Annotated in this window: 23 protein-coding genes and 1 pseudogene; 15 read left to right on the top strand and 9 right to left on the bottom strand. The window is 39.1% G+C overall.

Annotation, left to right across the window (positions count from 1 at the left end; genetic code table 11):
- Positions 1-47 precede the first annotated feature (47 nt).
- The 4 genes and pseudogenes from DC53_RS10280 to DC53_RS21675 all read left to right on the top strand — a co-directional run.
- On the top strand, positions 48-806 hold the full coding sequence (locus DC53_RS10280) for a hypothetical protein (protein ID WP_007375572.1): 759 nt from the start codon (positions 48-50) through the stop codon (positions 804-806).
- A 1094-nt stretch (positions 807-1900) separates the two neighbouring features.
- Positions 1901-2671, top strand: coding sequence for an SEL1-like repeat protein (locus DC53_RS10270; protein WP_007375571.1), 771 nt, complete (start codon positions 1901-1903; stop codon positions 2669-2671).
- A gap of 246 nt (positions 2672-2917) precedes the next feature.
- Positions 2918-3403 carry an ankyrin repeat domain-containing protein gene (locus DC53_RS10265; RefSeq protein WP_033029762.1) on the top strand — a complete coding sequence of 162 codons (486 nt, stop codon included), beginning with the start codon at positions 2918-2920 and terminating at the stop codon, positions 3401-3403.
- A 91-nt stretch (positions 3404-3494) separates the two neighbouring features.
- Positions 3495-3599, top strand: a pseudogene (locus DC53_RS21675) (peptidylprolyl isomerase); the annotation flags it as partial.
- 86 nt (positions 3600-3685) lie between these two features.
- Here DC53_RS21675 and DC53_RS10260 read toward each other — a convergent pair.
- The 5 genes from DC53_RS10260 to DC53_RS10240 form a co-directional block, all read right to left on the bottom strand.
- Positions 3686-4345, bottom strand: a complete 660-nt coding sequence (locus DC53_RS10260; RefSeq protein ID WP_007375570.1) for a DsbA family oxidoreductase — start codon at positions 4343-4345, stop codon at positions 3686-3688.
- Positions 4346-4459: 114 nt separating this feature from the next.
- Entirely contained in the window at positions 4460-5680 is a 1221-nt protein-coding gene (locus DC53_RS10255; RefSeq protein ID WP_033029765.1) for a M24 family metallopeptidase, read from the bottom strand.
- A 101-nt stretch (positions 5681-5781) separates the two neighbouring features.
- Positions 5782-6390 carry a flavin reductase family protein gene (locus DC53_RS10250; protein ID WP_033029769.1) on the bottom strand — a complete coding sequence of 203 codons (609 nt, stop codon included), beginning with the start codon at positions 6388-6390 and terminating at the stop codon, positions 5782-5784.
- Positions 6391-6399: 9 nt separating this feature from the next.
- Positions 6400-7122 (bottom strand): SDR family NAD(P)-dependent oxidoreductase, encoded by a 723-nt coding sequence (locus tag DC53_RS10245; RefSeq protein WP_033029771.1) that lies wholly within the window; start codon positions 7120-7122, stop codon positions 6400-6402.
- Positions 7119-7517: a thiol-disulfide oxidoreductase DCC family protein gene (locus tag DC53_RS10240; RefSeq protein WP_007375566.1), complete on the bottom strand. Its 399-nt coding sequence runs from the start codon at positions 7515-7517 to the stop codon at positions 7119-7121. The genes DC53_RS10245 and DC53_RS10240 overlap by 4 nt, the downstream gene beginning before the upstream one ends.
- Positions 7518-7637: 120 nt before the next feature.
- Here DC53_RS10240 and ppc point away from each other — a divergent pair, with 120 nt between their 5' ends.
- Both ppc and cdd read left to right on the top strand, forming a co-directional pair.
- On the top strand, positions 7638-10283 hold the full coding sequence (gene ppc, locus DC53_RS10235) for a phosphoenolpyruvate carboxylase (protein WP_033029776.1): 2646 nt from the start codon (positions 7638-7640) through the stop codon (positions 10281-10283).
- Positions 10284-10419: 136 nt separating this feature from the next.
- On the top strand, positions 10420-11346 hold the full coding sequence (cdd, locus tag DC53_RS10230; protein ID WP_033029778.1) for a cytidine deaminase: 927 nt from the start codon (positions 10420-10422) through the stop codon (positions 11344-11346).
- Positions 11347-11440: 94 nt separating this feature from the next.
- On the opposite strand, the gene udp is transcribed toward cdd, so the two are convergent.
- Positions 11441-12196, bottom strand: a complete 756-nt coding sequence (gene udp / locus DC53_RS10225) for a uridine phosphorylase (RefSeq protein WP_007375563.1) — start codon at positions 12194-12196, stop codon at positions 11441-11443.
- Between the two features lie 464 nt (positions 12197-12660).
- On the opposite strand from udp, the gene DC53_RS10220 reads away from it, so the two are divergent.
- The 8 genes from DC53_RS10220 to DC53_RS10185 all read left to right on the top strand — a co-directional run bounded on the left by DC53_RS10220 (position 12661) and on the right by DC53_RS10185 (position 24919).
- A complete protein-coding gene (locus DC53_RS10220) occupies positions 12661-13770 on the top strand; it encodes an arginase family protein (RefSeq protein WP_007375562.1) in 1110 nt (369 codons plus the stop codon).
- Positions 13771-13858: 88 nt separating this feature from the next.
- Positions 13859-14560, top strand: coding sequence for a substrate-binding periplasmic protein (locus DC53_RS10215; RefSeq protein WP_007375561.1), 702 nt, complete (start codon positions 13859-13861; stop codon positions 14558-14560).
- A gap of 133 nt (positions 14561-14693) precedes the next feature.
- Complete coding sequence (gene paeA, locus DC53_RS10210) at positions 14694-15974, top strand: polyamine export protein PaeA (RefSeq protein WP_007375560.1); 1281 nt, start codon at positions 14694-14696, stop codon at positions 15972-15974.
- Between the two features lie 310 nt (positions 15975-16284).
- Positions 16285-17454 carry an efflux RND transporter periplasmic adaptor subunit gene (locus DC53_RS10205; RefSeq protein ID WP_007375558.1) on the top strand — a complete coding sequence of 390 codons (1170 nt, stop codon included), beginning with the start codon at positions 16285-16287 and terminating at the stop codon, positions 17452-17454.
- Between the two features lie 12 nt (positions 17455-17466).
- The gene (locus tag DC53_RS10200) at positions 17467-20601 is read left to right on the top strand and encodes an efflux RND transporter permease subunit (protein ID WP_033029783.1); all 3135 of its coding nucleotides are present in this window, start codon (positions 17467-17469) and stop codon (positions 20599-20601) included.
- The gene (locus tag DC53_RS10195) at positions 20598-22016 is read left to right on the top strand and encodes an efflux transporter outer membrane subunit (protein ID WP_033029788.1); all 1419 of its coding nucleotides are present in this window, start codon (positions 20598-20600) and stop codon (positions 22014-22016) included. Before DC53_RS10200 ends, DC53_RS10195 begins: the two co-directional genes overlap by 4 nt.
- Positions 22017-22112: 96 nt before the next feature.
- Entirely contained in the window at positions 22113-22739 is a 627-nt protein-coding gene (locus DC53_RS10190) for a TetR/AcrR family transcriptional regulator (protein WP_033029791.1), read from the top strand.
- Between the two features lie 560 nt (positions 22740-23299).
- A complete protein-coding gene (locus DC53_RS10185) occupies positions 23300-24919 on the top strand; it encodes a diacylglycerol kinase family protein (RefSeq protein ID WP_033029794.1) in 1620 nt (539 codons plus the stop codon).
- Between the two features lie 50 nt (positions 24920-24969).
- Here DC53_RS10185 and DC53_RS10180 read toward each other — a convergent pair whose 3' ends face one another.
- The gene (locus DC53_RS10180) at positions 24970-25278 is read right to left on the bottom strand and encodes a VF530 family protein (RefSeq protein ID WP_033023078.1); all 309 of its coding nucleotides are present in this window, start codon (positions 25276-25278) and stop codon (positions 24970-24972) included.
- A 54-nt stretch (positions 25279-25332) separates the two neighbouring features.
- Positions 25333-25635: a DUF1496 domain-containing protein gene (locus tag DC53_RS10175; protein ID WP_033029801.1), complete on the bottom strand. Its 303-nt coding sequence runs from the start codon at positions 25633-25635 to the stop codon at positions 25333-25335.
- Positions 25636-25757: 122 nt separating this feature from the next.
- Here DC53_RS10175 and DC53_RS10170 point away from each other — a divergent pair, with 122 nt between their 5' ends.
- Positions 25758-25991: a TIGR02647 family protein gene (locus DC53_RS10170; RefSeq protein WP_007375551.1), complete on the top strand. Its 234-nt coding sequence runs from the start codon at positions 25758-25760 to the stop codon at positions 25989-25991.
- A gap of 11 nt (positions 25992-26002) precedes the next feature.
- Here DC53_RS10170 and maiA read toward each other — a convergent pair whose 3' ends face one another.
- Positions 26003-26632, bottom strand: coding sequence for a maleylacetoacetate isomerase (maiA, locus tag DC53_RS10165; protein WP_007375550.1), 630 nt, complete (start codon positions 26630-26632; stop codon positions 26003-26005).
- Between the last annotated feature and the right edge of the window lies 1 nt (position 26633).

The raw sequence follows: 26633 nt of genomic DNA on the forward strand, positions 1-26633 counted from the left end.
ATTTAATGTAAGATTAAAAAATTAGATATGAATCCGAGAATTACACTATGATCGTTTCAATTATTATTGTGCTCATAGTCGCACTTATTGTGATTGCGCTTTGGGTAAGTGCTGTACAGCAACACAAAGAGAAACAAGAAGGCGAACGTCGCAAAGAGCTTACAAAGCAAAAGGCGATAATAGAAGAGACTGAAGAGGCACTTGTGAATAGCGCCAACATACCTTTGTCCGAACCTATTATTCGCGTACTACAACGCCGTGTTTATGAAGCGCTGAAAACTATGGTGGCAAATTCCACTGGTTCAAAGGCGCTTAAAAATAGGTTAAGTGAAGCAAAAGAGCATCTTACGCAACCTGTTCAAGGCAATAATAATGACTCGCTGTCTTTACCGAGTAACGACAAACAGCTTGTAAGTCTTATCCAAGGTATAAAAAAATTACGCATAGTGTTACGCTCAGAACACAATAAAGGGCGAGTTGATAGCCAAGTGTTTACGGTTGAAGATAAACGATTAGAAAAGCTTCAACTTCGTATCAATATAGAAAGCCAAATAAAACGCGGTTTATCAGCACGTTCGGCAAACATGGTAGGTTCTGCTAGGCAATATTTTGAAAAAGCCCAGGTTACTCTTAACGGGGTTACTTATTCGGACGAATATGTTTCAGCTAAACGTCAAGAAGTGGAAGGTTATCTAGAAGCAATTAGTGTAGAGCTTCGAGCATCAAATGCTAATGCGCTTAAAAAGAAAAACGAACAAGAGCAGGACGACTTGGATATATTATTTGCTCCTAAAAAGAAATGGTAAATATGTGTTATCAGCGATAAGCATCCTTTCATCTTAAATTGTTATTTGAAAGCCAGAAACTTTCTGGCTTTTTATATTTTTATTTCAGCCTACCCCTCAGCTAAAATGCTTGATTAGCTTGTCGTGTTGTTACAGGTAATCGGTACTCGAATGATAAATCTAACACCCATCCTAATTTCCTTAGCGAAAAATGGAATGAAAAATAAACTTTAGCCAAAAAAGTAAATTTAGTGGCGCAGTTTTGTTAGTCCAATTAATGTGGCAGTCTACTTTGGTTTTTGAAGCAACTATTACTTAGCCAAGAATCTATATATGGTAATTAAATGATTGAAAAAATTATTGGTTTCGTTCTTTTATTTTTATTCTTACTATCATTTTTAAGTGTGCTCGGCAATTTATTAGCTGCTTTACTTAATCCTATTGAACTGAAGTTAATTGCCTTCAAAAGGTTGAGTATATCCTTGGCTATACTGATAGTTACATTTTTAGTCGCATATAAATTAGGTTATTTTATTGATAAGTATAAATAAAGGAAATAACAAAGACACATATAGGCGTTCCCTTTTAGTCAAAACGAGTTAGTTTATAAACATAAAAAATTAATGCTTTTCATCTTATTTAATATCACTGTAATGGTGCGTCGCAATCTTTTTGAAAAGCAGAGTTACTAAAAAATAATGATGACATCCTGCATAATTTTATGTGGTGAAAATTATTTACGGGAATCGAAGAGGGTGGGTTGAAGTTAAGTCCTTTATACTACTGTGAATAATAACACCTCCTTATTACTGTATGTTGACGATAAAAAAATAACGTTAACATCCATCCTAATTTTCTTAGCGAAGAACGGAGTAAAAAAGATGAAATCTTTGCCAAAAAGATTAAATTTAGTGGCACAGTTTTGTGGTTAAATTAAGATGGCTGTCATCCTAATTTCTTGTATGGGGTACGTTGGAGTTGAAGCTTCAGCTACCATTGGAACTGCTGAAGGCTATATGAGTTATAGTTATCCTGTAGTAGAAAATTTTAACGTAATAAGCAGTGCTTTCATAGAGTCGTTTTATAATCAGTCTAAGGGACCGCTGGGGGATTAATTGAGTAAGTTTTTATTTTTTATATTGTTAGTAGTATTTTTTTGCCATCAAGCAAAGGGTAATTGTAGTGAGAATGTTACTTTAGAGTTGATAAAGGATGATATTGACGCACAACAGGAACTCGAATGGAAAGATGTTTCTAATATACTAGAACAAGGGATATTGCAGAATGACAGCACTGCGTATTTTCTGTCTGGTTACATTTTATATTTGGGAGCATACAACCAAAATCCAGATTATAAAGAAGCTAGAAAAATGCTTTCAATTTCATCGGATTTAGGGAATATAAGAGCAAAGCATATTCTGGGTAGTTTTTTAATTACAAGTGAAAAAGCAGAAGATGTATATAAAGGTACCAAGCTACTAGAGTTATCTTTTGAGGAAGGTATTTTAGATTCTAGTGTAAATTTATATTATGCATATCAACTTGGAAAATATGGTGATATTGCTTTTCTAAAAAATTCCTTACGTAAAGCATCTGATGTGGGTGATGATGAGGCTGCTATATTATTCGGTCAATTGACTTTAGATGAAGCAATGAAAAAGAATGATTCAGAATCACTATTTAAAATGGTTTCTTATCTATCAAACAGAGCTGATAAGCAAGGTTTTTCAAATGATATGTATAAGAACTTATATTATCTTTTTTTTGGAGTATACGGCCTGCGAGACTCTCCGTTAAAAAATAGTATTTATGCGGATTATTATTTAAAAAAAGCGGCTGAAAATGGACATGAATATGCAATAAAAATACTTAATGAAAATAAATAGGTCCAGGTCTCTTTTTGCTTTTTTGTTATAATAGTTATTTTTACTGGTTCAATTGTTGCTGTTGGTAAAGGTAGTGTTAGTGAGGAAATCACAAATATTACCAGCATTAGTTCTGGGATACTTGTACGCATTAATGCGAAAAAATTAACGTGACACCCATCTTAATTTTAGGCTTGTCTGCGCCCACTTATATACCAGTAAAACATCAGTTCAAATACCACAGAATTACAGGAGTATAGGTTGATTATGTCCCTTGGTAACATACGATTAGTAAAATATATTGTCCCAATACTTTTACTGTGTGCAAATAATGTCTGGTCTTGCTCAAAGTATGCAGAGATGGTTCAAACGGCTGACTTGAGTGAGGTCGGCGAACTTGCCCGACGAGAATTGGGACATGAACTTATGAGGGAGTATGATTTCCCAAGTAAGGTATTGAAGAGACTGATGAATAATGAAATGGAATTTGAAAAAAGTAATATTTTTCATAAATATGGGGATGTTTTGCTTGATATGGCTGTTTATCGTTCAAACTATGAAGGTGTCAGGTATTTGCTAAGTAACGACATATCCTTATTTTCAAAACGGAGATTTATAGAAAGCCCAATATTTGTTGCTACAAGTGCTAAGGACAAAAAAATGTTAAAGTTACTATTAGAAATGACAAGCTCTGAACATACTCAATTGTTTAAAATGGCAAATAAATATATTGATTGTGCTAACTCTTTGTAAGGTTAAGTAGTTTCATAAAAAATTAACGTGGCACCCATCTTAATTAGGATAGTTTTGCTTGTTAAAAATAGGTGCCTGTCTTGCTTAATATCTACCACAGTTCGATAAGGTTGCATTTAAAGGCGAAATTTTAGAACCCCACCTAGTTAAAACCAAATTTGGCTGGCATGTAATTAAAGTACTTTATCGTACTTAGTTTATTTTTAAGTAAGAAGTAGTCTGCGCTATATAGAAGAAGGCTGCAATAAGCAGCCTTTTTTAGTTTTAAACTTTATTTGTATATTAAGCGTCTTGCTTGGCTTCTTCTTCACTAATTTGTTTTAGTGCTTGAATGAATGATTCGCTTGGTTGTCCGCCAGTAAGTGCATACTTATCGTTTATGATAAATGTAGGTACTGACGTAATACCCATTTGTTTAAAGTTGTCTTGCTCTTGGCGTACGTCTTGTACGTATTTGTCTGAATGTAGAATACCGCGCGCAGTTTCTTTATCAAGACCTACTTTTTCAACAACGTCGAGTAGTGCTTCTTCTTGATTTAAGTATTTTAAATCAGTGAAGTGCGCTTCAAAAAAGGCAAGTTTTAATTCGGTTTGCTTACCTTCTTCACGTGCCCACATTAATAAACGATGCAAATCAAAGCTGTTGATCATGATGCGTTTGCCATCAAAATTAAAGGTGAATCCAGCACGCTTTCCTGCTTCGAACATGTTTTTACGATTTTCGTCGCCTTGCTCTTCTGTTAGGTTGTACTTTTGCATTAAATGTTCGTTTAAGTCTTGACCTTCAATTGGCATATCTGGGTTTAGTTCAAAAGGATGCCACGTAATATCTGCGCTCATTTCGTCTTTGAGTTGCTCTAGTGCAGTTTCTAGGTTTTTATAACCCACTACACACCAAGGGCACATTACGTCTGAGACGATATCAATTTTAAAGTTTTTCATATTTATCCTTTTGAGGATTGCTTTGGTATAACAGGGGATATTGGGATGAACTGCACTTTATCAATACCAAACTAAAAAGAGCAGCTAAACAGCTGCTCTTGAAGGTATTCAGTTTTAAGCGTTAAGCCCAAATGGGTCGTCAATGCTATAACTTGGTTGTGTAAACCAATGAGGGCCGTTGTCGGTCATGTAAAAATGATCTTCTAAACGCACGCCAAATTCATCGGGTATAACTAACATTGGTTCGTTACTAAAGCACATGCCAGGGGCAAGTGGGGTTTTATCACCGCCAACTAAATATGGCCATTCATGAATGTCTAGCCCAATGCCGTGCCCCGTTCGATGCGGGCAACCCGGTGTTTGGTACTGCGGGCCTAGCCCTTGCGCTGCTAAATAGTTACGTGCGCCCGCGTCAACGTCTTCGCACGTAGCACCAATTTTAGCTGCATTAAATGCCGCCATTTGCGCTGCTTTTTCATGATCCCAAAACATACGTTGGCGCATTGTTGGTTCGCCAAATACATAGGTACGGGTTATATCTGATAGGTAATCGTGTACTTTACAGCCAGTATCAATTAGTACCATATCGCCTTTTTTAAGTATTTGGGCATCTTTAACACCGTGCGGGAAAGACGTTGCAACACCAAATAAAACAATACAAAAATAGTTACCTGGTGCACCTACTTTTTGGTGTGCTTGCTTAATAAAAGCTTCTACTTCGGTGGTGGTTATTCCCTCATAAAGCATGCTTGCTGTGGCTTGATGTACGGCTAAGGTCATGTCCATCGCGCGTTGCATTAAGCTAAGTTCATGAACTGATTTATGCATACGGCAATGCGCCGTTACAGGTTGTGCATTTATGAGGGTTAAACCCATTTGTGCTTTATTAATGCCGTCGAATATAAAAAATTGTGCGCTTTCATCAATGCCAATAGTTGCGTTTTCATTAATGTTTAACTTTTTTAATACTTCGACAAAAAGTGCATAAGGATTTTCGTGCTCTTGCCACCCATGAATAGGCCCATCTATTACTTTAAACCCGTTTAGTGAACCAATTTCGAAATAAGGCGCAATGTATTGTACTTCACCAAGGGCGGGTAATATCGCGCCAACCATACGTTCGCTCGCGTACCATTTCATGCCTGTAAAGTAGGTAAGGTTGGTGCCAGCGTTTAAATAAATTGCATCTATGTTGTTTGCTAGCATATACGCTTGAGCCTTGGCTATGCGCTCTAAATGTTCGTCAGCTGCGATAGGGGTCAGCGTTTGCGTCATGTTACTTAGGCTTGCCAGCGCTTGCTCGCTTGATTGTGTACCTATACCTATGGTGGTCATGTTTTTCTCCTTGGATTTTTAGCTAGTGTGATTAATACCAAGGTAAAATTCAATGTTATGCGATAAGAGGCTATTAGTTTATAGCCTCTTAAAATGGCATATTATTTTTTAGCGTAAGGTAAACGCGTGAGTTTATTACTTGTGTGGTAGCTATCAAGCCCGGTTACTGCCACCGTTTCAATAGCCTGTAAATCTAAAAAGCCATCACTTTGAAGTGCTACTTCATCTAAATACACATCAGTGATTTCACCGATTACAAGCTCTGTGCCATTGATGGCTAAATGTTGGTTTTCTACAAATTTAACCGAGTACTTTAAGCGGCTTTCTTTAACAAAAGGCGCTGCAAAGTCGTTTAAGTATTCGGGCGTTAACCCCGTCGTATCAAACTCAGACTCATTTTTATCGTAACGAGCTGAAGTTTGATGGGCTTGCTTATAAATCGCTTTATTAACCTGGTTAATGGTGTAACTACCTGTTTCGATTATGTTTTCGAACGTATGTCGAGGCGCGCTATTTGGTCGCATTATCATGCCAACTAGCGGAGGGTGAGCACCTAAATGAATAACAGAGCTAACAATGGCGAGATTAGTATTGCCTTGTTTGTCTTGCGTGCCAATTAAGTTGGCGCTTTTAAAACCCGAAAGCGAATTAATTAAATGAGTACGGGTGTGTTTTTCAAGTGCGTTTATGCGCTCTTTAGTAAAATGCATTAAAGGTCCTTACCACGGTATAGTTTCGCCTTGCCAATCTAAGTAGGCAGGCTCACCATTGAGTTCTAAATGAGGGTTATTAAAAGTAAGTGTAAAAAGCTGCTTAGCTACAAATTCAGCTGTAAAGAGTTTTCCTGCGGGTACGTTTTTTTGAAATGGCTTTGAAAGCGCAGTATCAGTAGTCCCTGGGTGAAATAAAACGAGCTTGGTATTTTTAGCTCGGCGTGCAAGCTCAATCGCTGCGGTTTTAAATAGCATGTTAAGCGCAGCCTTGGAGGCGCGATACGTATACCAACCGCCTAATTTATTGTCGTTAATGCTGCCCACACGCGCACTGAGTGCTGTAATAGTACACTGCGTTTTATGTGTTAAAAGCGGCAAAATACTCTGCAAGCAAAGTAGGGGAGTTAGGGTGTTTGAATTTAGAAGTTGGCTAAAATAATCAGCGTCTAAATCCTCCAGCTTTTTTTCGGGCATATGAGTTTCGTTGTGCAGTGTACCATTGAATATAATAACTTGTTGTATATCGGCATTTTGCGCTTTTAGGTAATTAGTAACGCGCGCTAAACTTTGTTTTGTGTAGTCAGTATGCAGGTGGACAACACTTGAGTCAGATTCAATACTTTTTGAACTAATACAAACGATCTGATGAGTAGGCGTGTTTATTTGTAGATGTTCTATATATGCATTTGCTATGGCACTGCTTGCGCCGAATAAAACAATGGTTTTCATTTATCACCTTTTGCTTTTAGTCCACATTGGCCGTTACTGCACTGAGTATTTGGCATTAAAAAGCGACTGATGGGGTGCCGATACTTAGCAAATAACAGGTATCCGCAGTCAGCGAAAAAGCGAATTATTGGCAAGCGAAAAATTTTCAACCAGCCGTGTTTACCCACTAATTTCCATGCTTCGTACGTTACATCAAGCCCGTAAATCATTTCACCTGATAGCTTTTGAGCTTGCAGATAAGTCATTGCTTGGTCTTTATCAATATACGAGTAGCGCTCACTAAAGTCGCTCGCGTTAAGATCTTCAAGCGTAATTAGATTTTTAGAATCAGCGTGTTTTAGTTGCTGCATTTCGGTGCTGCAAAGGGGGCAGTTACCATCGTAAAAAATTATCATGTGGGTGCTTTGTGATTATTTTATATATATTTTTTTACGACAAGACATTGCAAATGGATCTATTAAATATCCCTACATGATGATATTAATAGTGCCCTACGAAATAAAGGAGAATGAGAAATGAGTGAACAATACGCCGCCTTGCGAGGTAATGTAAATTTATTAGGGCAACTTCTAGGACAAACAATTAAAGATGCTCAAGGCCAAGCTATTTTAGATAAAGTAGAAGAAATTCGGGCTTTATCTAAATCATCTCGCAGTGGTAATGAAGACGACAGACAAGCGCTAATAGATGTTTTACATGCGCTTAGTGATGAAGAGCTTTTGCCGGTTGCCCGTTCATTTAATCATTTTTTAAACCTTGCTAATGTAGCAGAACAATTTCATACCGTTTCGCGTTTTAATGACGTTGGCCTTGGTCAACAAAACCCTCTCACTCAAACATTAAAAACGTTAGTTACAAAAGCAGAACAAGGCCAGCTAGATAGTAATCATTTGGCCGAAACACTCTCAAAACTCCACATAAACTTAGTATTAACCGCTCACCCAACCGAGGTGACGCGCCGTACTATCATTAATAAACATGTTGAACTAAGTGATTGCTTAGCGTCGCTTGAGCGAAAAGATAACTTACCGCTAGAGCGAGATGCTATTTTAAATCGTATTGAACAGCTTATTAGTCAGGCTTGGCATACCGACGACATTCGTCGCTCTCGCCCAACGCCAGTTGATGAAGCTAAATGGGGTTATGCGGTAATCGAAAACAGTCTATGGCACGCTGTTCCGCGCTTTTTACGTGAATTTTCAGCCAATGTTAAAGAGCAATTGAACTTAGATCTACCAAAAGATTACAGCCCGATTGAGTTCACATCTTGGATGGGTGGAGACCGTGATGGAAATCCATTTGTAACATCGCAGGTTACAGCAGAAGTGCTTGACCATGGTCGTTGGATGGCGCTTAACTTATATATTCAAGATTTAAAAACGTTATGCGCTGAACTCTCTATGTCAGATGCCAGTGATGAGCTTATTGAGTTGGCAGGTCAAGACTTTGAACCATACAGAGCGGTGATCAAAAAGCTTAAAAACCAAGTTGCAGAAACAGTAGCTCATCTTGGCGCTAAAATTAAAAATAAGCGTAGCGATTCACAAGATTTAATTACCGATATTAATCAGCTTAAACACCCTGTAGAGGTCTGCTATCGCTCGTTATTAAAGTGTAATATGAAAGTCGTTGCTGATGGCTTATTGCTTGATTTACTGTACCGTATTAATAGCTTTGGCTTGCGTTTAGCTAAACTCGATGTGCGCCAAGATTCGTCTCGCCACAGCGATGTGTTTTCAGAGCTGACGCGTTATTTAGGTTTAGGCGACTACAACCAATGGCAAGAGCAAGACAAACAAGCTTTTTTACTTACTGAGCTTAACTCTCGCAGACCGCTTATTCCAAAACATTGGCAACCAAGCCCTGATGTTCAAGAAGTGCTAGACACCTTTGATGTGATTGCTAAGCAAGACGAACAAACATTTGGCTTGTATATTATTTCGATGGCGCGAACAGCATCAGACATTTTAGCAGTACAATTATTGCTAAAAGAAAGCGGCTGTAGCTTTGATTTACCAGTAGCACCGTTGTTTGAAACACTCGACGATTTAAACGCAGGCAGTGATGTAATTACTACATTACTTGATAATGTTTGGTATCGCGGGCACATTAAAAACACCCAAAATGTAATGATTGGTTACTCTGATTCTGCTAAAGATGCCGGCATGATGGCAGCAGGTTGGGCCCAGTACGAAGCAATGGATAAGCTAGTACAGCTTGCTGATGCTCGTGGTATTGAGCTTGTTTTATTCCACGGACGTGGTGGCACAGTAGGGCGTGGTGGGGCACCTGCTGCACAAGCGCTGCATTCACAACCGCCAGGTTCGTTAAAAGGGGGGTTGCGTGTAACCGAGCAAGGCGAGATGATCCGCTTTAAATTTGGTTTACCCGATGTAGCACTGCAAAGCTTAAATATTTACGCAGGCGCGGTACTACAAAGTAACTTATTACCGCCGCCGGAGCCAAAACCGCAGTGGCGCGAAGTAATGAAGCTAATAAGTGAGGAGTCGTGTGAACACTACCGTAATGTAGTTCGCCACGATGAAAACTTTGTACCTTACTTTAGAATGGCAACACCTGAGCTTGAGTTGTCTAAGTTACCGCTTGGCTCGCGTCCTGCAAAACGTAATCCTAATGGTGGCGTTGAAAGCCTGCGTGCTATTCCATGGATTTTTGCGTGGAGCCAAAACCGTTTAATGCTACCTGCATGGTTAGGTGCGTTAACTGGCTTAAAAGCTGCGCTTAATAAGTACGGCGCAGAAACACTCAACGAAATGAGCTTACAGTGGCCGTTCTTTAGATCGCGCCTAGAAATGTTAGAAATGGTATTTAGTAAAGCCGATTGCTGGTTGAGTGAGCATTACGATAATGCGCTGGTGGAAGATATGTACAAACCATTGGGTGTAACACTTCGTAAAGAGCTTCAAGAAGCGATTAGCTTGGTGCAATCACTTAGCCCACAAAAAAGCCTACTCGCCGAACAACCTTGGATTAAGGAGTCGATTAGTTTACGTAATCCTTACACCGATCCACTTAACCTATTACAGGTTGAGCTTTTACGCCGTGCTCGCTCAGAGGAAAAACGAAACGAAGGTGACATTGATAATGCGTTAATGATCACGATGACAGGTATAGCTGCAGGTATGCGTAATACCGGCTAACACTTTATTTTGTTAGGTATACCTATTAGTATTAAAAGGGAGCACGCGATGTGCTCCCTTTTTTTGCGTTAAATAGGCTGGTATTTAACACCCTAACCTTTTAAACTACTTAGCCATTGAATAATTAAAAAATATTATGGCTTCAGCAACTTTTACTGTACAGCAAGATACAGCACTTACAAATTCGCACTTCACATTAAGCGTAGCGCAAACAGCGTCATTACGTAGTCAATTAAAATCACAACGTGGCATATTAAATTCTAATAATATTAAAGTATTATGCGCGCAACTCAATGTGTCTGATGATGTATTACTACAAGGTTTAGTACCTTTAGCTTCTGAGTATGCCGTTGCGCCAGTGTCAGATTTTCATGTAGGCGCAATTGTTAAAGCGCTTGATGAAAAGGGTGAGGTAAACTTTTACTTTGGTGCGAATGTAGAGTTTGATCATCAAGCATTGAGTTTAGTGGTTCATGCAGAGCAATCGGCTATAAATAACGCATGGTTAAACGGCGCTAAAAAAATAGTTAAAATTGCTATTAGCGATGCGCCTTGTGGGTATTGTCGCCAGTTTATGAACGAACTAGCTGATGCGAAAGAGTTTGATATTTTACTTCCTGATCAGCAATTTAAACTTGCTGAATTACTGCCGCATTCATTTGGACCTACCGATTTAGGTAACGAATTTAGCTTATTTAACCCAAAACCACAGCAAGGTAAGTTTAGCTTTGATGGCCTTGATGAAACCCTTGCGCGTTTTGCACTTAATGCGTATGTGCCTTACAGCCAAAACTTTAGCGCCGTAAAAATAAGTACATTTAGTGATGGTGACTTTTACGGAAGTTACGCAGAAAACGCAGCGTACAGCCCAAGCTTGTCGCCACTGCAAAGTGCACTAAGTCAGTTCTTTTTAGCTGGGCTTAGCTTTAACGAAAGTACGGTGAAGGGAATAACATTGCTCGAAACAGCGGGTCGTGAAAACCAGTCGCAAGTGGCAAAAGCTGTACTTGCCAGTTTTACGCATTTACCAGCACTTAAAGTAATTAGCGCACCACTTAAATAGTGGCTTGCATACAATAAAGCACAGCCGGAGCTGTGCTTTATTAAAGCGAGTCATTCTATCGAATTAAATAACTCACTAACTGCTATAATCTGTATTAATCAAGTAATACTTTAGCTGCTTCTAATACGACTGCTACAGATTTACGCTCAATTTCACCGTGGTCTACATTTGGTATTTCTTGGCGAGTACGGTTAACAAGTACGCCTGCTACACATGCTGCTTGTAATCCAAGGGCTGCACACATAGTAAATAATGTTGCCGATTCCATTTCGTAGTTCATCACGCCCAATTTTTGCCACTCTTCGCAGCTACCTTGTAGTGATTTAGGAACGTAACCAGAGTGCGTATCGTAACGCTCTTGCCCTGGGTAGAATGTATCGCTTGATGCAGTAATACCAATATGAAAATCGATATTTAGGTTTTTACATGCTTGTACCATAGCTTGTGTTGCATAAAAGTCAGATACAGCAGGGTAGCTAAGTGGTGCAAAGTGTTGGCTAGCTCCATCTAAACGTACAGACGCTTGGCTAATTAAAATTTCGCCTTCGTTAATGTGTGGCTGAATTGCACCGGTTGTACCAATACGTAAAAATTTACGCACGCCAAGTTGTGCTAATTCTTCTACTGCAATCGACGTAGATGGACCACCAATACCTGTAGAACATATAACCACAGAGTGGCCGTTTAATTGACCTAAATAAACATGAAACTCGCGAGTTTGAGCAAGGCAGGTTGGGTTGTCTAGGAATTGTGAAATACGTGCTGCACGATCTGGATCGCCCGGTACAATCGCAAGTTTTGCACCTTTAAGATCGTCAATACATAGTCCTAAGTGAAATACCTTTTCCATAGCTAAGCCTTTTATAATAATTTGTTGTCAATCTAGCATCATTGCTAGAAACGTTTATTAAGTACAGGACGATTGTCCGTTTTATCTTAACTCTTCCAATAAAGCCTTAATAATTTTAAGGGCTAATTTGATTTATTCACCAACTATGAATATTCACTCAAGTACTTATATACGTAGCCTTGTTGCGCTGTTGACATGTTCAAGCAGACATAATAAGTATCACTCAAGCGCGTAACTACGATTAAATGGATGATTACAAAGTTTCATTAATATCAAATAAATTCAATGGCTTAATCTTGTAGTGAACACGTAAAAACTAACGTGTTTACTTATATTAAGCACTGACTTATTTAGCAAAGTGACATTTATTTGAAGTTTAGGCACTTTTAGTGATTTTGCATAACTAATCAAAAGTAATCAAAACTAATTAGCTACGTACAGAATAAAAACCGAAGGAGTTTATTATGAGCACACAATTTGAAGCATTTAAAAACAAAGTTGAGCACTGTTTGTGCGCACCGGGCGATGGCGTATACACAGTAAATACTGCAAAAGAGCGCAAAGCCGCACTGCGTAATAAACTTTACGGACAAACTGAAAACGTTGATAACTTGTGGCGCGAGTCTTTAAACGAATTACCAAGCTCACCACATAAAGCCGTTATGTTAGGTATTAGTTCAGACTGTGGCGGTGGAATTTTACGCGGTGCAAACTGGGGGCCATTGTTTGTGCGCTCAGCATTAATTGATCAGCATCCGCAATGTCATTCGTTTGATTTAGGCGATGTACGTGTAATCCCACATTTACTTCATGACAAATACCTAAATGATGCAACCATTTCTAATTGCCAAAAAGCTTTATATGGTGATGAAGATAACGATTATTACGTAAGCCCATTATCAATCACTGAAGATGTCTGCGACAGTTTTTACGCAACGTTTAAAGATAAAGGATTATTTGGTATTGGTGGCGATCACTCAATTAGTTACCCACTTACTAAAGCGTACTTAAAAGCAAAACGTGAGCAAGGTAAGCGCACGGCTATTATTCATTTTGACGCGCATACCGATTTACTTGTGGAGCGCTTAGGTATTGATTTATGTTTTGGCTCGTGGTGTACACATATATTAGAGTTTTTACCGGCACCGCATCATTTAATACAATTTGGTATACGCTCAAGTGGCAAGCCTAAAGCGCACTGGGAAAGTACCTTTGGCGTTAAGCAACATTGGGCACATGAAATCATTGAGCGCGGCGCAGCAGCGGTTGCTGCCGACGCTATTGCACAATTAAAAGCCGATAACGTTGATGAAGTATATGTAAGCTTTGATATTGATGCGCTTGATGCCGAGTTTGCATCTGCCACAGGTACGCCAGAACATAATGGTTTAACACCAAAGCATGCGCTTGATATTTTATCAGCCATTGCGGATGAGTTTCCAATTACGGGGGCTGATATGATGGAAATAGCGCCATTCACCGACAGTTCGCTTGTCGGTCAGTCTAGTTCTGAAACAACACTCAGAGAAGGCGCTAAAATATCGGCCTTTTTAATCAACGCAATGAACAAGTAAATTGGTCGTGCTTATACACTACTAAAAACTAGCAGTTCGCAGAGCCTCAGCTATATTTATTAATGTACTTATCATGAGGCTCAGTTAAATGAAGTGGTTTATCTTTTTACTGTGCGTTATCTGTATTAAGGTTAACGCCACTGAAATTACAATAGTAACGGAAGTATTTCCGGACTTTCAGTACATCAATGAAGATAACAAACTCATTGGCCGCTCTGTAGATAAAGTTCATAAAGCGCTAGAAGGGTCAGGTATAAATTACACTATGTTTGCCTATAGTTGGGCCATATCGTACAACGCAACATTACGTGATAAAAACACCTGTATATTTTCGATAGTGCGACTCCCTAATAGAGAGAATAAGTTTACTTGGATAGGCGAGCTAGAAAGCTTTGACTCTGCTATATATGGGCTTAAGTCGAGAGGTATAAAGTTAAATACTCTCAATGATGCCAAAAAGTATAAAATAGCAGTACTGCGTGATAACTTTAGTCATCATTATTTGTTAGAGCGTGGCTTTAGCGAAAGTAAGCATTTATTACTTATAGATAGCCTAGACAAAATAGATAAACTTATTAGTACTCGCGACGATATTCTAGATTTTGTTGTGCTTAGTAAAAAGCAATTTGACTATCGAATTCAAGCTGAGCCAAGGCTTAAATTACTTGAACCTGTTCTCAGTTTAAATACAACACAATCCCCTTTGTACTTTGCTTGCAATATTAATATGGATCCTGCCTTAGTTACGCAATTAAAAGCTGCATTTAAAAATATTAGAACAGTAAAATAAGTGGTTTTATTAATATAACACCATGAAATATAATTACTTTAATATATTTTTTAAATTTAAATTGCTGCGTTTAAAAAACCGACTATAATCAGCTGCTTTTGTTTCAAAAGCACTAACTTTTTTGGAGCGTTAAATGGGTGATTTAATCGGGATTAGCTTATTGATCTTGATCAGTGCGTTGTTTGCTATGTCAGAAATAGCAATTGCGGCGTCGCGTAAAATAAAACTGCGAGTAATGGCAGATGAAGGAAATATAAAAGCTGCAGCGGTATTAAAGCTACAAGAGAATCCAGGGGCTTTTTTTGCCATGATTCAAATTGCACTCAACGCGATTGCGATTTTGGGTGGTATTGTGGGCGAGCAGGCTTTATCGCCTTATGTTGAAAGTGTTTTAGTGCTTTTTTATCAAGGTGCACACTTAGAAAAAATTAGCTTTTTATTCTCATTTTTTACTATTACATCTCTGTTTATCTTGTTCGCCGATTTAATGCCCAAACGCTTAGCGATGATCATGCCAGAAGCAGTCGCTGTGAGAGTGGTGACTATAATGCGTTGGGTGACCTTTGCCTTAACCCCGTTAGTGATGTTTTTTAATGGTGTAACTAACTTTGTACTGCGCTTATTTAAAGTACCCGCAGAGCGGGAAGACAATGTAACAACTGAAGATATTGTTGCGATGATGGATGCAGGTGCTGCATACGGAAGCTTGCAAAAGCAAGAGTATGAATTAATAGGCAATGTGTTTGATTTAGAAGCGCGGTTTTTATCAAGTGTAATGACGCCACGCGACCAAATTGTCTATTTTGATTTAAACGAATCGAGTCATGATATTGCGACTAAAATTATTGATCATCCTCATAATCACTTTTTAGTGGTGTCAGGGAGCTTAGATAAGTTACATGGCTCTGTTGAATCAAAAGATATTTTACGACAAGTATTAAAAGGTGAAGCAGCCAATATAAATGATGAGTTGATTGATAAAGATGTTTTTTATTTACCCGAGACATTAAGCCTATCAGAAGCATTAAATGCCTTTAAAAGTGCAGCCAAACCGTTTGCCGTTGTTGTTAATGAATACGCTTTATCGGTCGGTATCGTTACGGTAAAAGACTTAATGAAAGGCTTTATGGGGGATTTAATAACTCACCAAGGCGATGAATTAATTATAGAACGCGATCAAGACTCTTGGTTAGTTGATGGTTTAACTCCGATTAGCGATTTAGCAAAACTGCTGGACATAGAAGAGTTTCCTGAGCAAATGCACTATGAAACCGTTGCAGGCTTTTTAATTTACAATATGAAGCGAATACCCAAGCGTGCGGAACATTTAACCTTTTCAGGCTTTAAATTCGAAGTGGTTGATGTAGAGGGTATTAGGGTAGAGCAGTTATTAGTTTCAAGAGTTATTACTTAGCACAGTGCTAATATCCTTTAAAATAAGGTGCGCTTTAGTTTTTATATAAATAGCCAAGCTGTGTATTTGCTTGGCTTTTTTGTGTCTGTTAAACACTCCGTTTCTAAAATGAGATATTATTTCAATATGTTCATTTGTTTTATTTTCATACAGTCTTGATTCTATTTTCATCTAATTAACATTAAATGCAACCTAAGACGTATATTGTACTGAGGAGTGTAAGTTTGTGTAAATTTCTTCTAATTAAGATTCATTCTCAGCGCGTTTTAATTTAGAATGATCGTTCACTCTAAACTAAAAGGTATTTAACATGCAGCGTTCCCGCATCGCTTTATTTGTATTGTCCGCCCTCGTAGGTTCTGTTGCTTTAACTGGTTGTGACCAAGCAACTGAGCAGTCACAAGCTTCAGCTCCTCAAGCTGTGCCAGTGGGTGTACTGACATTAAAAAGCCAAGCGCTTACTCTCAAAAAAGAACTTCCTGGGCGTATCAGTGCATTTCAAATTGCTGAAATTCGCCCACAAGTAAGTGGTATTGTGCAATCTCGTTTATTTGTCGAAGGTAAAGAGGTTAAGCAAGGCCAAGCACTGTATCAAATAGACCCAGCTACATTTGAAGCAGACCTTGCAGCAAGTGAAGCGAGCGTTGCACGCGCAGAGGCAAGCATCGCCAGCTCTAAATCAAAAGCATCACGTTACGGCGAACTCTTAAAAATCAAAGCAGTGAGTCAACAAGATTTTGACGAAGCGGATGCTGCGTACAAACAAGCAAATGCTGAATTATTAACGGCTAAAGCCCAGTTAAAATCAGCACAAATTAACCTTGATTACAGCCATGTGTCTTCCCCTATTAGTGGCCAAATTAGTAAATCAAGCGTAACAGTGGGTGCACTAGTAAGTGCAAATCAAAGTACAGCACTTGCTACAGTGACTCAATTAGACCCAATTTATATTGATTTAACACAATCGAGCAATGAGTTGACGCAACTTAAAAAAGCGATTGCATCTGGCCGTTTAGGTATTGATGCAAACAGCCAAACAGATGTTGAATTAATAATGGAAGATGGCTCGGCGTATTCTCACAAAGGAACGTTGCAGTTCTCAGAAGTGACTGTTGACCCAAGTACCGGCTCTGTAACTTTGCGCGCTAAGTTCCCTAACCCTGAAAAGCTATTATTACCAGGCATGTATGCACGTGCATCTATTGTTGAAGGCGTTAAAGCGGATGCGATTTTAGTACCGCAACGCGGTGTAAGCCGTAACAACAAAGGCGAGCCAACAGCAATGGTTGTCAGTAAAGACAATAAAGTAGAAAGTCGCGTGTTAAAAGTGGATAGAACCGTTGGTTCAGATTGGCTTGTTACTGATGGCCTAAGTGATGGCGATAAATTAATTGTAGAAGGCTTACAAAAAATTCGCCCGGGTGCGCCAGTGAGTCCTTCTGAAATTCAGTCATCTACAAAAGCTGATAAAGCGCAATAACGGAGAGTTGTAATGTCACGATTTTTTATCGACAGGCCCATTTTTGCATGGGTACTGGCAATAGTAGTGATGCTAGCAGGTATTTTGGCTATACAAAGCTTGCCAATTGCACAGTATCCGTCAATTGCACCGCCAGCAATTAGTATCACGGCAACGTACCCTGGTGCATCTGCACGTACGCTTGAAGATACGGTTACGCAAGTTATAGAGCAAAAAATGAAAGGGCTTGATGGCTTACTTTATATGTCATCAACGTCTGAGTCGAGCGGTTCAGCAACGCTTACTCTTTCGTTTAGCGCCGAAACAGACCCTGATATTGCACAAGTTCAAGTGCAAAATAAATTAGCGACAGCAACACCACTTTTACCTGAAGAAGTACAAAGGCAAGGTGTCGTTGTTGCAAAGTCTGCGCGTAACTTTTTGATGGTATTAGGTTTTGTGTCTAAAGATGGCAGTATGACCAACATCGATATTGGTGATTATGTATCATCAAACGTGCAAGATATTGTTTCACGTGTTGAAGGCATAGGTGAAGTGCAATTATTTGGCTCACAATACGCTATGCGAATTTGGTTAGACCCTTCAAAACTGCAAAATTACAAACTAACGCCAGCGGATATTAGCGCCTCAATTAGCGCGCAAAATGCACAAGTATCTGCGGGGCAATTAGGAGGGATGCCAGCAGTTGCTGGGCAGCAACTTAATGCAACGGTGACAGCGCAAAGTCGTTTACAAACGGTCGAGCAGTTTGAGAATATTTTAGTAAAAACAAATCCTGATGGCTCTTTTGTCCGCCTTGAGGATGTTGCACGTGTAGAGTTGGGTGGCGAAAGCTACCGTGTTGTAGCACGCTACGATGGACAACCTGCTTCGGGTTTAGGTATTAAATTGGCCAGTGGCGCGAATGCACTTGATGCAGCGGCAGGCGTTAAAGCCGCAATTGAAGAGTTAAAACCTTATTTTCCTGAAGGGTTAGATGTAGTTGTACCCTATGACACCACACCATTTGTATCTTTATCAATTGAAAAAGTAGTTCATACGCTTATTGAAGCGGTTATTTTAGTGTTTGTCGTCATGTATTTGTTTTTACAAAACTTCCGAGCAACGCTTATTCCGACCATTGCTGTACCAGTAGTGTTGTTAGGTACATTTGGTATTTTATACACCTTTGGCTATTCAATAAATACGTTAACCATGTTTGCTATGGTACTTGCCATAGGCCTATTAGTAGATGATGCCATTGTTGTTGTAGAAAATGTTGAGCGCTTAATGACCGAAGAGAAGCTATCGGCACTTGAAGCTACGCGTAAATCTATGGATGAAATTAAAGGCGCGTTGGTCGGTATTGCCATGGTACTTTCTGCGGTATTTATACCAATGGCGTTCTTTAGCGGCTCTACTGGGATTATTTATCGTCAATTTTCTATAACACTTGTATCTGCGATGGGGTTATCGGTTTTAGTGGCCCTAATTTTAACACCTGCATTGTGTGCAACGCTTTTAAAACCAAGCCATGTACATAACAATAACACGTTATTTGGCCGATTTTTTACAGGCTTTAACCGTGGTTTTGATAAAACAAACTCAGGTGCACAAAGTTTTGTGGGCCGTATGCTTACGCACTCTAAGCGCTATCTGCTTATTTATGGCGTGATTGTGGGCGGCATGGTTTATGTATTCTCAAGCTTACCAACGGCATTTTTGCCTGACGAAGACCAAGGTATTTTGTTTAACCAAGTGTCATTACCGGCAGGCTCCACAACACAAGAAACACTTGAGGTTGTTAAAAAAGTAGAGAACCATTTCTTAAATGATCAATCCGAAGCAGTAAACGGTATTTTTACCGTGACTGGTTTTAGTTTTGCAGGTTCTGGCCAAAACTCAGCGATTGCGTTTGTTAACTTTAAGCATTGGGATGAGCGTCAGCGAGATGATTTATCTGTTAAAGCGGTTGCAGGTAAAGCAATGGGCTACTTTTCAACAATAAAAGAAGCCTTTGTCTTTGCATTTCCACCGCCGGCAATTGTTGAGCTGGGTACGGCCAATGGCTTTACTCTCTTTTTACAAGACCGTGTTGGCCTTGGACATGATGATTTATTAGCGGCAAGAAACCAATTATTAGGTATGGCGAGCCAAAGCCCAATTTTAGCGGGCGTACGTCCAAATGGACAAGAAGACATGCCAGAACTTCAACTTGATGTAGATTTAGCTAAAGCTGAAGCACTTGGTGTTTCACAAGGCGATATAAACAGCACGCTTGCCACTGCTTGGGGGAGTAGTTATGTAAATGACTTTATAGACCGTGGTCGCGTGAAGAAAGTATACCTACAAGGTGATGCGCAATCGCGTATGGTGCCTGAGGATCTAAACAAGTGGTATGTGCGCAATGATAATGGCGACATGGTGCCGTTTTCAGCTTTTGCTAGCTCGTTTTGGACATACGGTTCACCACGCTTAGAGCGTTACAATGGTTTTTCAGCAATGGAAATTCAAGGTAGTGCAGCGCCTGGTTACAGCACGGGACAAGCAATGGATGAAATGGAGCGATTAGTTAAACAGCTGCCTAATGGTATTTCGTCTGAGTGGACCGGTATTTCATTCCAAGAGCGCTCAAGTAGTGGTCAAGCACCCTTATTATATGGCTTATCGCTCTTGTTTGTATTTTTATGTTTAGCCGCGCTTTATGAAAGTTGGTCGGTACCATTTGCGGTAATGATGATTGTACCACTGGGTATATTTGGTGCGATTATGGCGGCACTCGCTGGTGGTTTATCTAACGATATTTACTTGCAGGTAGGCTTGTTGACCACCATTGGTTTGGCATCTAAAAATGCAATACTCATTGTTGAGTTTGCGATTCATAAAATGGAAGAAGGGCTTGGTTTAGTTGATGCTGCTATTGCAGCTGTACGCTTACGTTTGCGCCCAATACTCATGACTTCGATGGCCTTTATTTGTGGTGTTTTACCACTAGCAATAGCCTCAAGTGCGGGCTCTGGTGCGCAGAATGCGTTAGGTATTTCGATTATTGGCGGCACACTCGCATCATCAATATTAGTTGTTGTATTTGTACCGTTATTCTTTGTGTTAGTTCGCCGTATATTTCCTGGTAAAACTAACGAAACAACAAAGGAGAGCGCAGAATGAGCATTAAAACATTCAGCCTAAGTGCAATTGCTTTATTGGTGCTAAGCGGTTGTCAATTAGCGCCAGAGCAAAAAGACCTTGTGCTACCAGTATCTGATGCTTATGCATCAGGTACTGCGCAAAGCGCTGCGCAGCAATTAAATTGGCAGCAGTTTTTTAATGATGAAAAACTACAAACGTTAATTAGCCAAAGCCTTGAGCATAATAAAGACATGCAAATTGCAGTGCTTAATGTGCAGCGTGTGCGTGGTTTGTATCAAATTGAAGACTCTGCTTTGTATCCGTCTCTTGATTTAAACGCATCAGGTACGCGTCAGCGCTTACCTGCTGATTTAGCGGGGACTGGCGATGCTACTATTAGCTCGCAGTACAGTGCAACAGTGGGTATTACCTCCTACGAGTTAGATATTTGGGGCAAAGTGCGTAACCAATCAGCGCAAGCCCTGCAAAATTTATACTCTACAGAGCTTAGCCAATACAGCACGCAAGTGTCGTTAATTTCAGAGTTGGCAAATGCATGGCTCAATTACGCGACGGATTTACAACTGTTAGAGCTTGCAAAAGAAACGCTGACTTCTCAGCAAGAGTCATTATCGCTTACGCAAAAAAGCTTTGATTTAGGTGCAGCTTCTTCAATTACCCTTGAGCAGCTTAGAAGTACAGTTGCTACAGCAAAAGTAGACATAGCAACGTACAAACGTTTGTTAAAGCGTGATAAAAGTGCCTTAGATTTATTAGTTGGTAAATCTGTTTCAGCTGATTTACTGCCTAATAAAGACCTGACTAACTTGATCAGTATGCCAGAAGTACCCGTTGGTTTACCGTCTGACTTGTTATCACAGCGCCCTGATATTAAAGCCGCTGAGCACTTAATGCTTGCTGCTAATGCCAATATTGGTATTGCTCGTGCGGCGTTTTATCCAAGCATAAGCTTAACAGCCAATGCGGGGTCTGCTTCAAGTGACTTAAGTGGCTTGTTTGATTCAGGCTCAGGTACATGGAGTTTTGTGCCGACAATTAGCTTACCTATTTTTAATATGGGACGTAACCAAGCAAATCTTGATGTAGCAAAAGCAGATCAAGAAATTGCAGTGGCAACGTATCGGCAAAAAATTCAAAATGCGTTTCGCGAAGTTGCCGATGCACTTGCTGATAGAGAAGGTTACCAAGAGCAATTAAGTGCCCTTGATATGCTTATAAGTAGCCGACAAATCACGTTTGATTTATCAAAAATGCGTTACGAAAAAGGCGCAGATAGCTACTTGCAAGTACTTGATGCTCAGCGTACGTGGTACGGCGCTGAGCAGCAGTTAATTGCGGGTCAGCAAGCGTATCTTGCGAGTCAAATTAACTTGTACAAAGCGCTTGGTGGCGGATGGAATGTAGCCAGTGAAACAACTCAGGAAGAGAAATAATATTTGCGGCTTTTAAAGCCGCATTACATATTTATATGGCGAGACTATTTATAGCTCTTGCTTTACTGAGTTTATGACTTGGTAGTGGAGTTGAACATGAAGCCTAAAGCAAAAAGGCAAACAGATCCCGCGATAGCACTTGCTAGGCGTGAGCAAATTTTAACAGCTGCTGCAGAGTGTTTTCGCCGTAAAGGTTACCACGGTGCAGGTATGGCAGAAATATCTAAAACGGCAGGGATGAGTGCAGGCCATATTTATAATTACTTTGAAAGCAAAGAAGCCATTATAGAAAGCATTATTGAAAAAGATATGGAAGAAATGTTCTCTATCTTTCAAAAGTTTGAAGATCACCCCGGTGATGTTTTAGCAGCTCTTTTAGATGGCTTAAATATTGGTGTGCAACGACACATGGATACGGGCTCGTGTGTTATTGATTTAGACATGATGGCAGAAGCAGGTCGTAATATGAAAGTCGCTACTCTTTTGCGCGAAACTGATATTCAAGCAAGAGGGCGCATGAGGCAGCTTTTAACAAGCGAGCGAAGTGCGCTCAAAGACATTGATGAGCTTGAACTTGAAAGCCGAATTAATGTTATATTTTCGATGATGGCAGGGTTATTACTCAGAAAGTTACTTTACCCTGAACTAACCGAAGAAACGGTACTTATAGCGCTTCGCCCTGCGATGAAAACATTACTGATGCCATTTGATAAAGCTCAGTAACGTTAAAAATAGATGACTAAAAGTAAGCTAGCCAATACCTTGGCTAGCTTTTTTATTTTAGCCCACAAATTTGTCCATTAGTATCTCCTTGCTCTTTTGCGCTAAAAAGAGGACGTTGGGTATCGTTATCCACAGTGGTCCTGTTTTCTTATTATCATTGAGTAAACGGTTGAAATGGTGATTTGGAGGCAAAAATTGCTATTCAACTTGAATTTTGGTTAAGAGAATTACTAACGTACTGAACCATATTTATTTTTCTCTTACCATTTATTTTCCAGAGTTCAAGTTATTTATACTGGCTGAGTTATACGTTAATACAAGCGACAACCGTTAAGATATTGAAACTAAACATGTAGGTATAATTTATTCACATGTCTGTAAAAAGTGCACAAAGAATGAGTTCACTTGAGGGAGTGTATTTTATTATTTTAAATATCAGTTGGTTAAGATATATTTTTGAGTTTTAAGTGTTTTTTATATGGCGTGATACTTGCAAAATAATTTATACAGCCGTTTAAATTAAGATTAAAAAACGGGATTATTTATAACAAGGAGAAATTATGTGGGCTGCAATTGGTTATTCACTTTTAGCACTACTGCTTATTTTTATTGGTTGGGAAGTGGACTCTGTTTATTTTGCTATTGTTTTTTATTGGACTGCACTGTCACTTTTATTAGTGAGTACCGCATATATTTTTAATACTGCAAAAATATTTAGAAAACGTGAAAATGGGGTGATCCCTTTTTATATACGCTGGGCGTTTGTGCCATTTCTGCTTGGTGTACAAATCTATAATGCTTGGTCACGTAAGCGCGATAAAGTACCGCCCATTCAACAAATAAACGAAAATCTATTTTTAGCTTGCCGATTATTCCCCTCAGATATAGATACATTAAAAAGTAACGGGATCACGGCTATTTTAGATGTAACGTGTGAATTTGACGGCCTCGAATGGAGCTCTACGCAAGAAAGTATTGATTACTTAAATATTCCGGTACTCGATCATAGTATTCCTACCCATTCGCAGTTAAATCAGGCTATTAATTGGATACATCACCATATTAAAGAAAATCATCGCGTTGTTGTACATTGCGCTTTAGGGCGTGGGCGTTCAGTTTTTGTTATGGCGGCTTATTTATTGAGTCAAAATAAAAATGCAGATGTACATGAAGTGCTTGCACAAATAAAAGAAACCCGCGAAACCGCAAACTTAAATAAGCATCAGCTTCGTCATCTAGCTAAACGCCATAAAAAAGGCGAACTGCTGATTAAAAACAAAGCCGTTTTAATTGCAAACCCTGTATCTGGTACACGATTATGGCAAGAAAAAGAGCATTTAATTGTTGCGCGGCTATCGACCTATTACGATTTGAAAGTGCTTACTACTTCAAAAGAGGTTAATGGTATTGAGCTTGCTAAACAGGCAATTGCGCAAAATCCAGATATTATAATAGCGTGTGGTGGCGATGGTACCGTAGCAGAAGTTGCAAGCATACTTGTAAATACACGATGTAAACTAGGTATCATCCCAATGGGTACAGCGAATGCACTAGCCCATGTATTAATGGGTATTAGCTCTAAATTTATTCCTGTAGAACAAGCTTGTGATTTAATTATAAATGGTCAAACAAGTTTAATAGATACTGCTTATTGCAATAATGAACTGGTATTGTTGCTTGCGGGTATTGGCTTTGAGCAGTCAATGATTGAAAAAGCAGATAGAAAATCCAAAAATAAATCAGGGCAACTTGCTTATTTGAACGGCTTTTTTCAAGCCTTTAACGAGCAAAAATCATTGTTACTTAACGTAAAGCTTGATGACAATGAACCTCAAGAAATTTGCACCAATAGCTTTATTGTGGCTAATGCTGCGCCTTTTACAACGTTATTGGCGCAAGGTGGCGGGCAACCTGATCATAGTGACGGACTACTCGATGTAAATTGGTTAACACCAAATAATGAAGATTCAACTACAGTACTAAGTATTGCAGAACTGATGTTTAGTAGTTTAACGCAAACACATTTAGCAATAAATTCGCACCATACAAATGCTAAAAGGGTCGAGGTTACAGGCGAAGGAGAGCTTAAGTATGTACTTGACGGTGAGGTTAAAACAGCTCAAAAACTGGTTATTACTATTGAACCAGCCTCATTAAATGTGATTTGTAAAGAGCAATAAATCGCGCTTGCTACAATCAAAAAAGGAGCTAAATTAGCTCCTTTTTTACATCATTTTTTAATTGATGGCCAAACAAACCCTGTAGTATCCGGCGCTTGAGAAGATGTTTCTCTCGGTGCACTTTTTGGGCTACGAATAGGTTTGTTATTTATAGTGTGAATATAAAGTGCTTCCACTTTATCGCGAGCCCAAGGCGTTTTACGCAAAAACTTTAAACTCGATTTAATGCTCGGTTGATCAGTAAAGCATTTGATTTTTACTTGCTCGCCAAGTGTTCTCCAGCCAAGTCGCTGTTCTAACTCAACAAGTATTTGTTCTAACGTTACCCCATGTAAAGGGTTTTTAGGTTGATTATCCATAGCCATACTACTTATTTAAACTGCGTGCATTGTAGCTCAAATCAGCTTTTAGCGCTAATTCACAGTGATTGTTTTAGGAACTGTTGGGTAAATAGCATTACCTTGTTTATCTATTTTAAGCCAAATGAGTTGGCTGTTACTGTGCTGGGGTGTTTTAGCACCGCACAAAAGTGTAAATGAGTGAATTTGTATTAACGCCCCTTCGCTATAGCGTTTGTTGTCATACCAACAGTTTGATTCTTCATTTACAAACTGGTTTGCATCAATAATTGAATGGGTTTTAAGCGTTGTTGCTTCACTAAGTATTGAATACGATAAGCTGCTAAAACAAAAACATAGAATTAAAAAGTTACGCATTAGAGGCCTTTAAATAGGGGGTAAAAATAATACATTAAGCTAAAAAACGTGCTAGTGTAAAGTACACAAAGTGATTTAATTATAAACTTAGTTATTCACAGAACAATAAAAAGGTGCACACAATGCAATTTAATCAAACAATGATCGAAGAATTCACACTATTAGCAAAATTCCCTCGCGACAGTAAAATGCAAGGTATTAAATTACATTCAGACGCAGAGCCAAGCTTACTTAGCGCAGCGCAACGTTTATTTGAAAAAGGGATTATAGATAGCCCAGATGGCGGATATTTAACTGATCTGGGCTTAGATTTAATTGAGCACGTTACGGTTATTCATAGCGCGCTACAAAGTTAATCTAAATTGGCTTAATTTGCATCGGGTTGATTTTGCGGTGCAGCGTCATTAAATGCAGCTAATTTATTACAGTGTTCGTAAATGGCTGCAATTTTTGGATAAGCGCTCATATCTACGTTAAAACGAATTGCATTAAATACTTGCGGCACTAAACAAATGTCAGCAAGTGTTGGTTGGTCACCAAAGCAGTAGCCATCATTTTCGTTTAGCATCAGTTCTATTTTTTCAAAACCAACTTCTATCCAATGTCGATACCATTTATTTTTAGCCTCGTCATCAACACCTAATTCGTTTGATAAATACTTCAGCACGCGTAAATTATTAACAGGATGAATATCGCAAGCAATGGCAAAGCTTAAGTTTCTTATTTGCGCCTTTTGCCACGCAGTCCCTGTAATTAATGGCGATTGCGGATAAGTTTCATCTAGCCATTCCAGTATTGCAAGCGATTGTGCTAAAACACCATTATCGGTTTCAAGTGCAGGTAGTAACCCTTGCGGATTAGTCGCTAAGTATTCTTCCCCAAGCTGCTCCGATTTTAAAAGGTTAACAATAGCAAGTTCATGATCGATTGCTTTTAAGTTAAGCGCTATACGCACTCTATAAGCCGCTGATGAGCGAAAGTAGCTGTATAATTTCATA

The organism is Pseudoalteromonas fuliginea (genome assembly GCF_000690055.1).
Taxonomy (GTDB): domain Bacteria; phylum Pseudomonadota; class Gammaproteobacteria; order Enterobacterales; family Alteromonadaceae; genus Pseudoalteromonas; species Pseudoalteromonas fuliginea.